12 protein-coding genes are annotated in these 13,781 nt (G+C 72.0%); 1 reads left to right on the forward strand and 11 read right to left on the reverse strand.

Annotation, left to right across the window (positions count from 1 at the left end; all coding sequences use genetic code 11):
- Positions 1-37: 37 nt before the first annotated feature.
- Positions 38-1,150 carry a glutamate 5-kinase gene (gene proB, locus ABD194_RS06230; RefSeq protein WP_343989124.1) on the forward strand — a complete coding sequence of 371 codons (1,113 nt, stop codon included), beginning with the start codon at positions 38-40 and terminating at the stop codon, positions 1,148-1,150.
- Positions 1,151-1,184: 34 nt separating this feature from the next.
- On the opposite strand, the gene ABD194_RS06235 is transcribed toward proB, so the two are convergent.
- The 11 genes from ABD194_RS06235 to ABD194_RS06285 form a co-directional block, all read right to left on the reverse strand.
- Entirely contained in the window at positions 1,185-1,469 is a 285-nt protein-coding gene (locus ABD194_RS06235) for a hypothetical protein (protein WP_343989126.1), read from the reverse strand.
- Between the two features lie 92 nt (positions 1,470-1,561).
- Positions 1,562-3,211, reverse strand: a complete 1,650-nt coding sequence (locus ABD194_RS06240; protein WP_343989128.1) for a solute symporter family protein — start codon at positions 3,209-3,211, stop codon at positions 1,562-1,564.
- Positions 3,208-3,495, reverse strand: a complete 288-nt coding sequence (locus ABD194_RS06245; protein WP_343989642.1) for a DUF485 domain-containing protein — start codon at positions 3,493-3,495, stop codon at positions 3,208-3,210. Before ABD194_RS06245 ends, ABD194_RS06240 begins: the two co-directional genes overlap by 4 nt.
- Positions 3,496-3,828: 333 nt before the next feature.
- On the reverse strand, positions 3,829-5,358 hold the full coding sequence (locus tag ABD194_RS06250) for a sodium/solute symporter (protein ID WP_343989130.1): 1,530 nt from the start codon (positions 5,356-5,358) through the stop codon (positions 3,829-3,831).
- Positions 5,359-5,374: 16 nt separating this feature from the next.
- Complete coding sequence (locus ABD194_RS06255) at positions 5,375-5,842, reverse strand: hypothetical protein (protein ID WP_343989132.1); 468 nt, start codon at positions 5,840-5,842, stop codon at positions 5,375-5,377.
- Positions 5,839-6,597 (reverse strand): LytR/AlgR family response regulator transcription factor, encoded by a 759-nt coding sequence (locus ABD194_RS06260; RefSeq protein ID WP_343989644.1) that lies wholly within the window; start codon positions 6,595-6,597, stop codon positions 5,839-5,841. Before ABD194_RS06260 ends, ABD194_RS06255 begins: the two co-directional genes overlap by 4 nt.
- 53 nt (positions 6,598-6,650) lie before the next feature.
- Complete coding sequence (locus tag ABD194_RS06265; RefSeq protein WP_343989134.1) at positions 6,651-7,775, reverse strand: sensor histidine kinase; 1,125 nt, start codon at positions 7,773-7,775, stop codon at positions 6,651-6,653.
- A 128-nt stretch (positions 7,776-7,903) separates the two neighbouring features.
- The gene (obgE, locus tag ABD194_RS06270; RefSeq protein ID WP_343989135.1) at positions 7,904-9,433 is read right to left on the reverse strand and encodes a GTPase ObgE; all 1,530 of its coding nucleotides are present in this window, start codon (positions 9,431-9,433) and stop codon (positions 7,904-7,906) included.
- Positions 9,434-9,567: 134 nt separating this feature from the next.
- Positions 9,568-9,837 carry a 50S ribosomal protein L27 gene (gene rpmA, locus ABD194_RS06275; protein ID WP_030200289.1) on the reverse strand — a complete coding sequence of 90 codons (270 nt, stop codon included), beginning with the start codon at positions 9,835-9,837 and terminating at the stop codon, positions 9,568-9,570.
- A 47-nt stretch (positions 9,838-9,884) separates the two neighbouring features.
- Positions 9,885-10,193, reverse strand: a complete 309-nt coding sequence (gene rplU / locus ABD194_RS06280; protein ID WP_045190103.1) for a 50S ribosomal protein L21 — start codon at positions 10,191-10,193, stop codon at positions 9,885-9,887.
- A gap of 142 nt (positions 10,194-10,335) precedes the next feature.
- Positions 10,336-13,719: an Rne/Rng family ribonuclease gene (locus ABD194_RS06285; RefSeq protein WP_343989143.1), complete on the reverse strand. Its 3,384-nt coding sequence runs from the start codon at positions 13,717-13,719 to the stop codon at positions 10,336-10,338.
- Positions 13,720-13,781: the final 62 nt, after the last annotated feature.

A 13,781-nucleotide genomic window follows, 5' to 3' on the forward strand; every position in this document is an offset into this window, starting at 1 on the left:
TCTGCGAGCGCCGTGCCCCATCACTAGAGTTCCGGGTGTGTCGCCCCACTCGGTCATCCGCAGCGCTCGGCGCCTCGTCGTCAAGGTGGGCTCCAGCTCGCTGACGGGCGTCGACGGCGGCATCGACGTCGCCCGCCTCGTGGCCCTGTCCAACGCGCTGGCCCGGCGGCACCTCGATGGCACCCAGGTCGTGCTCGTCAGCTCGGGGGCGATCGCCGCCGGGCTGCACCCGCTCGAGCTGGCGTCGCGACCGCACGACCTCGCCACCCAGCAGGCCGCCGCCTCGGTGGGGCAGGGCGCCCTGCTCGCCGCCTACACGCACGCCTTCGGTCTGCACCACATCACGGTGGGTCAGGTGCTGCTCACAGCCGACGACATGACGCGCCGCACCCACTACGCCAACGCCCGCCGCACCCTCGACCGCCTGCTCGACCTCGGCGTGCTGCCCATCGTCAACGAGAACGACACGGTGGCCACGAGCGAGATCCGCTTCGGGGACAACGACCGCCTGGCGGCCCTCGTCGCCCACCTGATCGACGCCGACGCACTCGTCCTGCTCTCCGACGTCGACGCCCTCTACGACGCGCCGCCGCACCGCCCCGGGGCCCGCCGCATACCCATCGTGCGGGGGCCGCAGGACCTCGCCGGCGTCGAGGTCGGCGGCAGTGGCTCCAAGGTCGGCACGGGCGGGATGGCGACGAAGCTCGAGGCGGCCCGCATCGCCACGGCGGCCGGGGTGGTCACGGTCGTCACGGCCGCCGACCGGGTGCTCTCGGTCCTCGCCGGCGAGGACGTCGGCACCGTCTTCCTGCCCGTCGGCGTCCGGGGCCGCTCGCGGCGCCTGTGGCTGGAGCACGCCACCACGGCGCGCGGCCGGCTGATCGTCGACGACGGCGCCGTCGCCGCCCTCGTGCACCGCAAGAAGTCCCTGCTTCCCGCCGGCATCACCTCGGTGGAGGGCACCTTCCACGACGGCGACCCCGTCGACGTGTGCCGTCCCGACGGCACCCCCCTGGCACGCGGGCTGGTCAACTACAGCTCGTCGGAGCTGCCGGCCCTGCTCGGACGTTCCACCAGGGAGCTGGCCCGGGACCTCGGTCCCGAGTACGAGCGCGAGGTCATCCACCGGGACGACCTCGTCCTCCTCTAGCCGGGTCAGCAGGCTCTGCCGGCCGCCCTGCCGCTCACGGGCCTCCGGAGAGGTGGCGAGCGTCCGGCGCCGCTCGCCGCCGCCGCGGACCCGACCGCGAACTCGACCAGCGGCCCACGAGCACGCGAGCGACGACGGCGGCAGCGGCATACGCCCCGATCACCGTCAGGCGGGACGAGCGCACGGCCCCACCCACGAGCGTGGGGACCGGGACCGCCATGGTCAACGTGCCGACCTGCTCGCCGGCGACGACGGCGAGCAGGCCCAGGCCCCAGCCCGACGCGGTGCCCGAAGGTTGCCACGCGGCCCGAGAATCCACGGGCGAAGAACCTGCCGGACGAGCCGGAGGCCGCGCACACCCCTGGCGTGCGCGGCCTCCCTGGGCCCGGTCCTGGGCCCGGTCCTGTCCTCTCAGTGGTGCGTGGCGGCCTCGGCGCCGTGACCGGTCAGGGAGCGGACCTCCATCTCGGCGTACTTGGCCGCGTTGTACTCCGTGCTCGTCACCGTGCCGATGTAGCCCAGCAGGAAGCCGAGCGGGATCGAGATGATTCCCGGGTTGTCCAGCGGGAACCAGTGGAAGTCGACCCCCTGGAGCATCGACGGGCTCTTGCCGGTCGCCGGGTCGACGGCCTTGCCGGACACGACCGGGCTGAAGATGATCAGCGTGATGGCGCTGACCAGTCCGCCGTAGATGCTCCACAGCGCGCCGCGCGTGTTGAACCGCTTCCAGAAGAGCGAGTAGAGGATCGTCGGCAGGTTCGCACTCGCCGCGATGGCGAAGGCGAGGGCGACCAGGAAGGCGATGTTCTGTCCGAGGGCGAAGATGCCGCCGACGATGGCGATGGCGCCCAGCACCAGCGCGGCGATGCGCGCGACCTTGACCTCCTCCTCCGGGGTGGCCTTCCCGGCCTTGACGACGGTGTTGTAGATGTCGTGCGACAGGGACGCGCTGGCCGTGATGGTCAGGCCCGCGACGACCGCGAGAATCGTGGCGAAGGCGACGGCCGAGATGATGCCGAGGAGGATCTCGCCGCCCAGCTCGAACGCCAGCAGCGGGGCCGCGGAGTTCACACCGCCCGGGGCCTTCTTGATGGCATCGGCGCCGACGAGCTCAGCCGCGCCGAAGCCGAGGACCAACGTCAGCAGGTAGAAGATGCCGATCAGCCAGATGGCCCAGACGACCGAACGGCGGGCCTCGCGCGAGGTGGGCACGGTGTAGAACCGCATGAGGACGTGCGGCAGGCCGGCGGTGCCGAGCACCAGTGCCATCGCCAGCGAGATGAAGTCGACGGGGTTCTTGTACTGCAGGCCCGGCTGGAGCAGGTCCTTGCCGCCGGCGCTCTGGGAGGCGGTCGTCGCGTCCCCGAGCAGCGTCGAGAGGTTGAACCCGAACTTGCCGAGGACCCAGACGGTCATGAGAGCGGCGCCGATGATGAGGAGCACGGCCTTGATGATCTGCACCCAGGTCGTGCCCTTCATGCCGCCGTAGATGACGTAGAAGATCATGATCAGGCCGACGACCAGGATGACGATGCGCTGGCCGACGGCACCCTCGATGCCGAGCAGCAGGGCGACGAGGCCTCCCGCACCGGCCATCTGGGCCAGCAGGTAGAAGAACGAGACGACGAGCGTCGAGATCGCGGCGGCGATGCGCACCGGCCGCTGCCTCAGCCGGAAGCTCAGCACGTCGGCCATGGTGTACTTGCCGACGTTGCGCAGCAGCTCGGCCACGAGCAGCAGCGCCACGAGCCAGGCGACGAGGAAGCCGATGGAGTAGAGGAAGCCGTCGTAGCCGTTGATCGCGATGGCGCCGGCGATGCCGAGGAAGCTGGCCGCCGAGAGGTAGTCACCGGCGATCGCGATGCCGTTCTGCCGGCCGGTGAAGGCGCGGCCACCGGCGTAGTACTCAGCAGCGCTCCGGTTGTTGCGCGAGGCCCGGATCACGATGGCCAGCGTCACGACGACGAACAGGGCGAAGATCCCGATGTTGATCGCCGGGTTGCCCACGGTCGTGCCGGCCGCCGGGACCAGTACGGGGGCCGAGGTCAGCAGGGCGCTCACTGGTCGTCTCCCATCTTGCGGGCGAGGGCTTCGGCCTCGGGGTCGAAGACGCGGTCGGCCCAGCGGGCGTAGACCATCGTGATGACGAACGTGGAGACGAACTGGAGCAGGCCCAGGACGAGGCCCCACGTGACGTTGCCGGCGACCCGCGTGCCCATGAAGTCCTTGGCGAAGACGGAGAGCAGGACGTAGAGGAAGTACCACGCGAGGAACAGCGCGGTCAGGGGGAAGACGAAGCGGCGGAACTTGCTGCGCAGCTGTGCGAACTCGGGCGAGTCCTGCATGGCGACGTTGGCGTCGACGGCGACGCGGTCTGGAGCTTCCTTGCTCACGGGCCACCTCCGGGGCGGTTCGGGTCATGACTGCCGTGCCGGGACGGACAGCGCAGTGCTGCGGCCGGCGCCAGCAAAGGTAGGAGCGCCGGCGCAGCGCCGTCAGCCGCAGCGCGCCGGCCATCGCCCAGCGGCGCCGACCGCTCGCCGTGCGCCGGCTCAGCCGCGACGAGCGGTCGTGTCCGAGCGACGAGCGGAGGGAATGGGGCTGTCGTATGCCGTCTCCGTCGCGCCGTGCGCCGGTCGCGTCCCGTGGTCGACGGGTCCCGTTCCCCGGTGGGCCGCTCAGGTGTGGCGCCGTTCGGGGTGGAAGGAGCCGCGGTTGAGGGCGACGTCCTCCGGCGCGTGCAGCCTGACCATCGTGCGGGCCACGTGCTCGGGGGTGCGCGAGCGCGTCGCGAGCGAGGCCGCCACCATCGTGGCGAAGGCCAGCGGGACGCTCACGGCGGCCGGTTGGGTCATGACGACGCCGAACCACCCGCCCGTCGCGATGCCGAAGGTCGTCGTCACGACGGCTCCCATGGACAGGCCGCCGCCCACGGCCATCCCGGCGACGGCGCCGACGGACGTCAGGCCGCGCCACCAGATCCCGAGGAGCAGCATCGGGCAGAACGTCGACGCCGCCACGGCGAACGTCAGCTCCACCGCATGGGCGACCGGGACGCCGGCCGACACGACCGTCAGCAGGAGTGAGACGACCACGGCCACCACCGTGGAGAGCCGGAAGGCCCGGATCCCCTGGCGATGGCCGGCGCCCCAGCTCACCAGGTCCTGGCTCAACACGCCGGCCACCGACACCACGAGCCCGGTCGACGTGGACAGGAACGCCGCGAAGGCGCCCGCGGCTAGCAGGGCGGTGAGTCCCTCGGCGACCGGCCCGTCGAAGACCCGGCTCGGCAGCTCGAGCACCACCGAGTCGGCCCTGCCGGCAGCCACGAGGTCGGAGGCGACGTAGCGTCCGAGGACGCCGTAGGCCACAGGCAGCAGGTAGAAGCCGGACAGGAGCACGAGCACGACCAGGGTCGCCCGCCGCGCGGCCCGGCCGTCGCGGTTGGTGTAGAAGCGCACGACGACGTGCGGCAGGCCCATCGTGCCGAAGAAGGTGGCGAGGACCAGCGAGTACGTCAGGTAGAGGGCGTTGTCGCCCCGCAACGGCTCGACCCAGTCGGAGACGAAGACGGCGCCCACCTCCGGGTTGGCGGCCCGGACGCCCACCGTGCCGAGCAGGAAGAAGAGCGGCGTCAGCAGCGCGACGAGCTTGAGCCAGTAGTGGAAGGCCTGGACGAGCGTGACACTGCGCATGCCTCCCGGCAGGACGTTGAGGCCGACGACCACCGCCACCGCGAGCTGGCCCACCCAGCTCGGCGCGCCCGTGAGGGTGTGCAGGGTCAGACCCGCGCCCTGGAACTGCGGGATGAGGTAGAGCAGGCCGATCGCCACGACCAGCAGGCTCGAGATCCGGCGCGCGACGACCGACTCGAGGCGCAGCTGCGCGAAGTCGGGAAGGGTGTAGGCACCGGAGCGACGCAGTGGGGCGGCCACGAAGACGAGCAGCAACAGGTAGCCCGCGGTCCAGCCCACCGGGAGCCAGAGCATGTCGACGCCCCGGGCGAGCACGAGACCGGCGACGCCGAGGAAGGACGCGGCCGAGAGGTACTCGCCGCTGATCGCCGAGGCGTTGAGCACCGGGCCGACACCTCGGGACGCGACGTAGAAGTCGCTCATCGTGCGTGAGAGGCGCAGCCCGAACGCGCCGACCACCAGCGACGTGATCGAGACGAGGACGAGGGCGGCAACGCTCGCCGAGTTGCTCACCGGTGACCCCTTCGCCTCACCGGCCGGCGAGCAGGTCGCTGAAGGTGGCCTCGTTGCGCTCGGACCGCCGAACGTAGAACCACCCGAGGAGGATGATCTCCCCGAAGGCTGCGACCGTCAGCAGGAGCCAGGGCAGCGGCACGCCGAGCAGCTGCACCTCGGCGACCGCCGGAACGGTCAGGAAGACCAGGGGCAGCAGGCCCAGCGTCGCGGCCAGCACGACCAGGACCACGAGCGCGAGCCTCAGCTGGCTGCGCATGAGCGAGGAGATGTAGACCTCGCCCACTCGCGTCTGCTCGTCGATCTCCGACGCGACCGACAGCCTGCGGGTGCGCGCCGCGGACGCACGAGGGCTCGTGACTCGCACGCGCGACCGTGCGGGCGCGCGGGCCTCGGCTGGGGCAGCCCGGACCTGCCTCTCGTCGGCAGCCGGCGGCATACGTCGGGTGGGCCCGTCGGGCCGCGACGGGTCGCGAGCGCTCATGTCGTGGACCGGCCGAGCGGCTGGGTGCGCCCGACGAGCAGGTCACGCAGCTCGCGGGCGTGCCGACGGCTCACCACCAGCTCGTGGCCTCCGGCGACGACGGTCGTGCGTCCGCCCTCGGTGCGCCACTCGGTGATGTGCCCGAGCGCCACCAGCGACGAACGGTGGATCCGCACGAAGCCGGCCTCACGCCACTGGTCCGCCAGGGCCGTCAACGGCACTCGCACGAGGTGGCTGCCGGTGGCCGTGTGCAGCCGGGCGTAGTCACCCTGCGCCTCGACGAAGAGCACCTCGGAGCGCGGCACCAGCCGGCTGACTCCCCCGAGCTCGACGACGATGCTCTCGTCGGCAGGCGACGCGGCGGGCTCGCGCCCGTGCAGCTGGCGCACGACCCGTCGCACCGCCCGGTCGAGCCGCTCGTCCCGGACCGGTTTGAGGACGTAGTCGACGACGTTGAGCTCGAAGGCGTCGACCGCGTGCTGCTCGTGGGCCGTCACGAAGACGATCGGGGGCTGGGTCGTGAAGCGGGAGAGGACACGCGCCAGGTCCAGACCGCTCAGGCCCGGCATCTGCACGTCGAGGAAGACCGCGTCGACCTGCTCCTCGTGGAGCACGCGCAGCGCCGCCTCGCCGGAGCCGGCGGGCACGACGTGCCCCACGCACTCGTGACGGCCGAGCATCCACGCCAGCTCGTCGAGCGCCGGCGCCTCGTCGTCGACCGCCAGCACTCGGAGCGGCGGCGCCCCGTTGGGCAGCGCCGGCGGGGCCGGTGCGCCGGCTGGTGAGGGTGGCACGGCGGAGGAGGAGGTCACAGGTGCACCCCCGGCCGGAACTTGGGCAGCCGCACGACCACCTTCGTGCCCGCGCCCGGCGCCGTCTCCACCACCAGGCCGTAGTCGTCGCCGAAAGCCGTGCGGAGGCGCTCGTCGACGTTGGCCAGTCCCACCGACCCGCTGCTCGGGTCGCCGGCCAGCACTCGGCGGACCCTCTCCGGGTCCTCCCCCACGCCGTCGTCCTCGATCGTGACGACGCACTCGTGGTCGGCGTCCTGGGCGGTGATGCTCACCTCGCCGTCACCCGCGCGGCCCTCGATGCCGTGCTGCACGGCGTTCTCGACGAGTGGCTGCAGGCACAGGAACGGCACGACGACGGGGAGCACCTCCGGCGCCACCCGCACCGTCACCCGCAGCCGGTCGCCGAAACGAGCCTTCTCGATGACCAGGTAGGCCTCGATCGAGCGCAGCTCCTCGGCCAGGGTCGTGAACTCGCCGTGCCGACGGAAGGAGTAGCGGGTGAACTCGGCGAGGTCGAGGAGCAGCTCGCGGGCCCGCTCGGGGTCGGTCCGCGTGAACGACGCGATCGCCGTCAGCGAGTTGTAGACGAAGTGCGGGCTGATCTGGGCGCGGAGGGCGCGCACCTCGGCCTCCATCAGGCGGTTGCGTGAGGCGTCGAGCTCGGCGAGCTCGAGCTGCCCCGAGACCCACCGGGCGACCTCGTCGGTCGCCCGCACCAGGCTCGCCGACGCCAGGCCGGTGAAGACCTGCAGCGTGCCGACGACCTTCTCGTCGATGCCGAGCGGCGCGACGATCGCCTGGCGCACCACGCACGACGACTCCGCGCACGCCACGTCGGCCCCGTCGACGACCGTGGTGCGACCGTGTTCGAGGGTGCCGGCGGCGATGACGGCCGGCTGGCTCGCATGGTGTGAGCGGCCACCGTCCCAGGCGAGCAGGCCCGACGTGTCGGTCATCGCCACGGCCGGGGCACCCAGCAGGGCGCGCAGGTGCTTGAGGGACTTCTCGGCCGCGGCGGCGCTCAGGCCCCTGCGCAGGGGCGGCGAGGCCAGCAGCGCCGTGTGCAGGGTGCGGTAGGTGGCGCGGTCGGCCTCGGTGCCGAGGTGACCGCGACGCAGCAGCGCGCCCCACGAGCTCATGGCCACACCCTAGAGGGCGCCCGGAACGTCGCGTGGGCACGTGTTGCACGCCGTTTCCGTATGCCGTCGCCCGCGCGCCGAAGCGCTGGCGGCGGCCCAGGAATGCGGAACGTCGTAGAAGCGTGCGGTCAGGCGTCGTCCTCGTCGGCGGCGAGGTGCCACAGCCCGGACCGGCGCTCCGACTCGAGCTCCTCCTGCGTCGCCGCGCGCGCGGCGTAGCGGTCCTTCTGGGCCTCGCGCTTCTCGTCACGCGTCGGTCGCGCGGACTCGGACAGTCGCAGGTCGGTCCCCCTCGAGCCGAGCAGCTCGGCGCCGGCCTGCAGCGTCGGCTCCCAGTCGAAGACGACGGCGTCGTCGGTCGCGCCGATGACCACGGTGTCGCCGGCGACGGCGCCCACCTTGAACAGCTCCTCCTCGACGCCGAGACGACCCAGGCGGTCGGCGAGGTAGCCGACGGCCTCGTCGTTGCTGAAGTCGGTCTGGCGCACCCAGCGCACGGGCCGGTCGCCCGTGACGCGGTAGAAGACGCCCTCGGGGCCTTCCTCGCGCGTGACGGTGAAGCCCTTGTCGTCGACGGAGCGCGGCCGCAGGACGACCCGCTTGGGCATCGCAGCCTCGGCCTCGATCTCCTTGCGTGCGTCCTCCACGTGGCGGGCCATGGCGAAGGTGAGCTCGCGCAGGCCCTGGTGGGCCACGGCTGAGACGATGAAGACCTCTAGTCCGCGAGCCTCCAGGTCGGGCTTGACCATCTCGGCCAGCTCGCGCGCCTCCGGCACGTCGGCCTTGTTGAGCACGACGATCCGCGTGCGCTCGGCGAGCGGTCGCCCGCCGAGGTCCGCGTCGGGGACGTAGAGGGACAGCTCGTTCTCGATGACGTCGAGGTCGCTCATCGGGTCGCGGCCCGGCTCGAGCGTCGCGCAGTCGATGACGTGGACCAGCACCGAGCAGCGCTCGACGTGGCGCAGGAACTCGAGGCCGAGCCCCTTGCCCTCGTGGGCCCCCGGGATGAGGCCCGGCACGTCCGCGATCGTGAAGCGGCTGGAGCCGGCCGTCACCACGCCGAGATTGGGCACGAGGGTCGTGAACGGGTAGTCGGCGATCTTGGGCTTGGCGGCCGACAGCACCGAGACGAGCGAGGACTTGCCCGCGCTCGGGAAGCCGATGAGGGCGACGTCGGCGAGCGACTTCAGCTCGAGCACGACCTCCACGTCCTCGCCCGGCTCACCGAGCAGGGCGAAGCCGGGTGCCTTGCGCCGCGCGCTGGAGAGGGCCTTGTTGCCGAGGCCCCCGCGACCGCCGGCGGCGATGACGTGCTCGGTGCCCATCGCGACGAGGTCGACGATGATCTGCCCGGACCGGTCCTTGACGACGGTGCCCTGCGGCACGGCCAGCACGAGGTCCTCGCCGTCGGCGCCGTTGCGCTCGTCGCCGGCGCCGGGCGCGCCGTTGCCGGCCTTGCGGTGCGGGTGGCGGTGGTAGTCGAGCAGCGTCGTGGCCGACGGGTCGACGCGCAGGATGACGGAGCCACCGCGCCCGCCGTTGCCACCGTCGGGGCCGCCGAGCGGCTTGAACTTCTCGCGCTTGACGGAGGCGACGCCGTGGCCGCCGGCTCCGGCGCTGAGGTGCAGCACCACGCGGTCGACGAAGGTCACTGCCATGGGGGGTCACTCTTCCAGATCAGGTGGGCTCACGGCATACGCAAGATGGCATAGGCCGGGTCGCCCGGGAAAGGCGGAAGGGCGGGCCGCGCGGGCCCGCCCTTCCGGAAAAAGCTCAGTGCGTGATCACGCGATCACTCAGCGGCCGCGGTCTCCGGCTGCTCGATGTTGACCGTCTTGCGGCCACGCTTGGTGCCGAACTTCACGGCGCCGGCGACGAGGGCGAACAGCGTGTCGTCGCCACCGCGACCCACACCCTCACCCGGGTGGAAGTGCGTGCCGCGCTGACGGACGAGGATCTCGCCCGCGTTGACCTTCTGGCCACCGAAACGCTTGACGCCGAGGAACTGTGCGTTCGAGTCGCGACCGTTGCGGGTCGAGGACGCACCCTTCTTGTGTGCCATGTCAGTTACTCCTTGAGGACGTTCTGTGCCGAGCCGTCAGGCGTCGATCACGCGGTGATGTCAGTGATCTTGACCTGGGTCAGCGGCTGACGGTGGCCCTGACGCTTGCGGTAGCCGGTCTTGTTCTTGTACTTCATGATGACGATCTTGGGGCCCTTGGCGGCCTTGACGACCTCGGCCTTGACCGACACCTTCGACAGCTTGTCGGCGTCGGACGTGACCGTGGTCCCGTCCACGAGGAGCAGCGGCGTGAGCTCGATGGCATCGCCGGGCTGACCCGTCACCTTGTCGACGAGCAGGACATCGCCCACCGACACCTTCTCCTGGCGACCGCCAGCGCGAACAATCGCGTACACAGTGAAACTCACTTTCATCAGGGTTGGAGACGCCGCTTTCGGCACCGGCCCGTCAACACGGGCCCGGTGGGCGCACCAAGGAGCAAGATTACCGGCTGGGAGCTCCCAGCTCCAAACCGAGGTCGGGCCAGGTCAGGCCCGGTCAGGCCTGGTGGGACCCCTCCTCGTCGGCACCGGACTCCGCGTGGGCACGCGGCGGGCCCGCCGGGGCCACCACACGGCCGCGACGACGCCGACCGCGGGCGGCGGGCTGGACGTCGACGGCGGCCTGGACCGGGGCACTGCCCGTCGTCTCGACAGCCACCTCGGGCGCGGTCTCGGTGGTGGCGCCGGCAGGCGCGGCGTCGTCCGACTCGAGCTCGACGTGCGTGCCGCCCTGTGTGGCCTGGCCGTCGCCCGAGTCGCTCGCGTGGGCGTCGTCTCCCGACCACGGACCGGCGTCCTCGGGGAAGGCGGCGCCGGTCTTCGGCTGCGCCTCGGGCACGGACTCGGACTCGGGCTGGGAGTCGGCGCTGGCCTGCGCCTGGACCTCGGCGACCGCATCCGCGGCGGCCTCCCCTGCGGGCTGGCCGGACGCGCTCTTGAGGGCGGCTGCGTGGGCCGCCGCGGCGATCTGCGCCGCGGTGGGGCCGCCCTTGGCTTCGCTGGTCGCCTGGACGGCCGGCGCCGACTGGCCGCCGTTGACACCGGCGTTGCCGTTGCCGTTGCCGTTGGCGCCTTGGCCGCGGCCACGACGACGGCTGCCGCCGCTGCTCTCCGGCTGGCTCGCCTCGTGCGGGTGCGCGCCCTTGTCGACGGGGTCCGTGTGGATGATGAAGCCGCGCCCGTTGCAGTGCTCGCACGTCTCGGAGAAGACCTCGATCAGGCCCGACCCGACACGTTTGCGCGTCATCTGGACGAGACCCAGCGAGGTGACCTCGGCGACCTGGTGCTTGGTGCGGTCGCGACCCAGGCACTCGAGCAGGCGACGCACAACGAGCTCGCGGTTGCTCTCGAGCACCATGTCGATGAAGTCGATGACGATGATGCCGCCGATGTCGCGCAGCCGCAGCTGGCGCACGATCTCCTCGGCGGCCTCGATGTTGTTCTTGGTGACCGTCTCCTCGAGGTTGCCGCCCGAGCCGACGAACTTGCCGGTGTTGACGTCGACGACCGTCATCGCCTCGGTGCGGTCGATGACCAGCGAGCCGCCGCTCGGCAGCCACACCTTGCGGTCCATGGCCTTGGAGAGCTGCTCGTCGACGCGGTGGTGGGTGAAGAGGTCCTCCTCGGACGACCACTTCGTGACGCGGTCGGCGAGATCGGGCGCGACCGACGAGATGTAGGGGTGGATCTCGTTCCAGGCCTGCTCGCCGGCGACGACGAGCTGCTTGAAGTCCTCGTTGAACACATCGCGGATGACCCGGACGGTCAGGTCGGGCTCGCCGTGCAGCAGCATCGGCGCCTGGCCGGCGTTCGCCGACCCGGAGCCACCGTTCTTCTTCTTGCCCTTGCTCTTGCCGGCGCGGGGGGACGACGCCGCTTCCGCCTTGGCCTGGATGTCCTCCCACGTGCGGGTGAGGCGCTCGACGTCGGCGCGCAGCTCCTCCTCGCTCGCGCCTTCGGCAGCCGTGCGCACGATGACACCGGCGGACTCGGGCACGACCTCGCGCAGGATCTTCTTGAGGCGGGCACGCTCGGTGTCGGGAAGCTTGCGGCTGATGCCGGTCATGGAGCTGTTGGGCACGTAGACGAGGTAGCGCCCCGGCAGTGAGATCTGCGAGGTCAGGCGTGCACCCTTGTGGCCGATGGGGTCCTTGGTGACCTGGACGAGGACCGTCTGGCCCGAGCTGAGCGCGTGCTCGATGCGCTTGGGCTGGTTGGCCTCGAGGCCCGCGGCGTCCCAGTTCACCTCACCGGCGTAGAGCACCGCGTTGCGGCCCTTGCCGATGTCGACGAACGCGGCCTCCATCGAGGGGAGGACGTTCTGGACCCGGCCGAGGTAGATGTTGCCGGCCATCGACACGTTGGTGGCCTGGTCGATGTAGTGCTCGACGAGCACGCCGTCCTCGAGGACGCCCATCTGGGTGCGGCCGTCCTTGTTGCGCACGACCATGACGCGGTCGACCGCCTCACGGCGGGCGAGGAACTCGGCCTCGGTGATGATGGTGCGTCGGCGGCCGGCCTCGCGGCCCTCACGTCGGCGCTGTTTCTTGGCCTCGAGGCGCGTGGAGCCCTTGACGGCCACAGGCTCGTCGCTCTGGGCGCGCGGCTGCCGCACCCGTAGGGAGACGTTGGGCGTCTCGTCGGCTGCCTCGGCCGCGGAGCCGGCCCGGCGGCGGCGACGACGGCGACGGCTCGAGCCGTTCGCGTCCTCGGACTCGTTGTCGCCATCCGCGTCCGCCTCGCTCGCGGAGGCAGCCTCTGCCGACTCACCGGAGTCCCGGGACCGGCGCGACTGGCGCGACTGGCGCTCGTCGTCCGAGTCCTCGTGCTCGACCGAGTCGGAGCCCTGCTCCTGCAGGTCGTCCTCGTCGGAGGCACGCCCGCGTCGGCCCTTGCCGCCGCGACGGCGGCGCGAGCGGCGCGGGCTGCTCTCCTCGTCGAGCTCGTCCCCCTGGTCCGGGCGGCCGTCGGCGTTCCTCGGCTCCTCCTCGCGCTCCCGGTGCAGCTCCTCCTCCTCGGGGACGGCTGCCTCGTGGGCCTGCTCCTCGGCCTCCGGCACGGGAGCGCCGCGGCGGCGGCGCGTGGGCACGGCCTTGCTCGCGTCAGGCGCCTGGAAGAGGACGCTGAAGCTGGGCACGACCGCCCGCGGCGCCTCGGCCTCGGTCTCGTGCGTGGTCTGCTCCTCGTCCGTCTCGGCCTCGGCGTCGACCTCCGGCGTCACGTCCGTCTCGGCGTCCTCCGCGAGCGTCTCCACGTCGGCGGGAGCACTGCGGTCGACGGTGTCGGCCCCCGCAGGCTCTGGGAGCGACCGGTCGCCGTCCCCGCCGTGTGACGGGAGGACCGGCTCGCCGGAGAGCACGTCGGCGACGAGCTCCTCGACGGCCGCGCTGGCTCGGTCGGCCTTGGCGCGTGAGCCGCGCTTCGTGGTCCGGGCCGCGGGTGCGGCGCCCTCGGCCGGCTCGGCCTTCTTGCGCGTCGCGCGCTTGCGCGCCGGCCGCTTCGCCTCCTGCGGTTCCTGGAGCTGCTGGGGCTCGCCGTCCGTGGCCGCCGAAGCGCTGTGCGAGGCAGTGGCGGGCTCGCTCGTCCCGGCACTCGGGGCGGGAGCGGGCTCGTCGGTCGGCGTGGCGTCGGCGGAGGGCTGGGCGGAGGGCTCGGCCGAGGAGTCGGTCGAGGGCGCCGGTGCGGACGCCTTCTTGGTGACCCGCCTGCTGGCACGGCGGCGCGGTGCAGGGGCCTCGCTGTTCAGGGCCTCACTGTTCAGGGCGCCCGAGGCGGTGGTGCCGTTCGTGGTGGTGCCGTCGGAGCTCTCCGGGGCCATGCCCTGCTCGCCGGCGAACAGGGTGGCGTCCTGGCCTGGGTTGGTGTCGTCGTTGGGTGCCATCAGGCAACCTCCCGTCAGGTGCGGTGCGACCCACACGCGGCCGGGGCCGTCGACACCGCACG

It is taken from the genome of Terrabacter terrae, assembly GCF_039529575.1.
GTDB classification, from domain to species: domain Bacteria; phylum Actinomycetota; class Actinomycetes; order Actinomycetales; family Dermatophilaceae; genus Terrabacter; species Terrabacter terrae.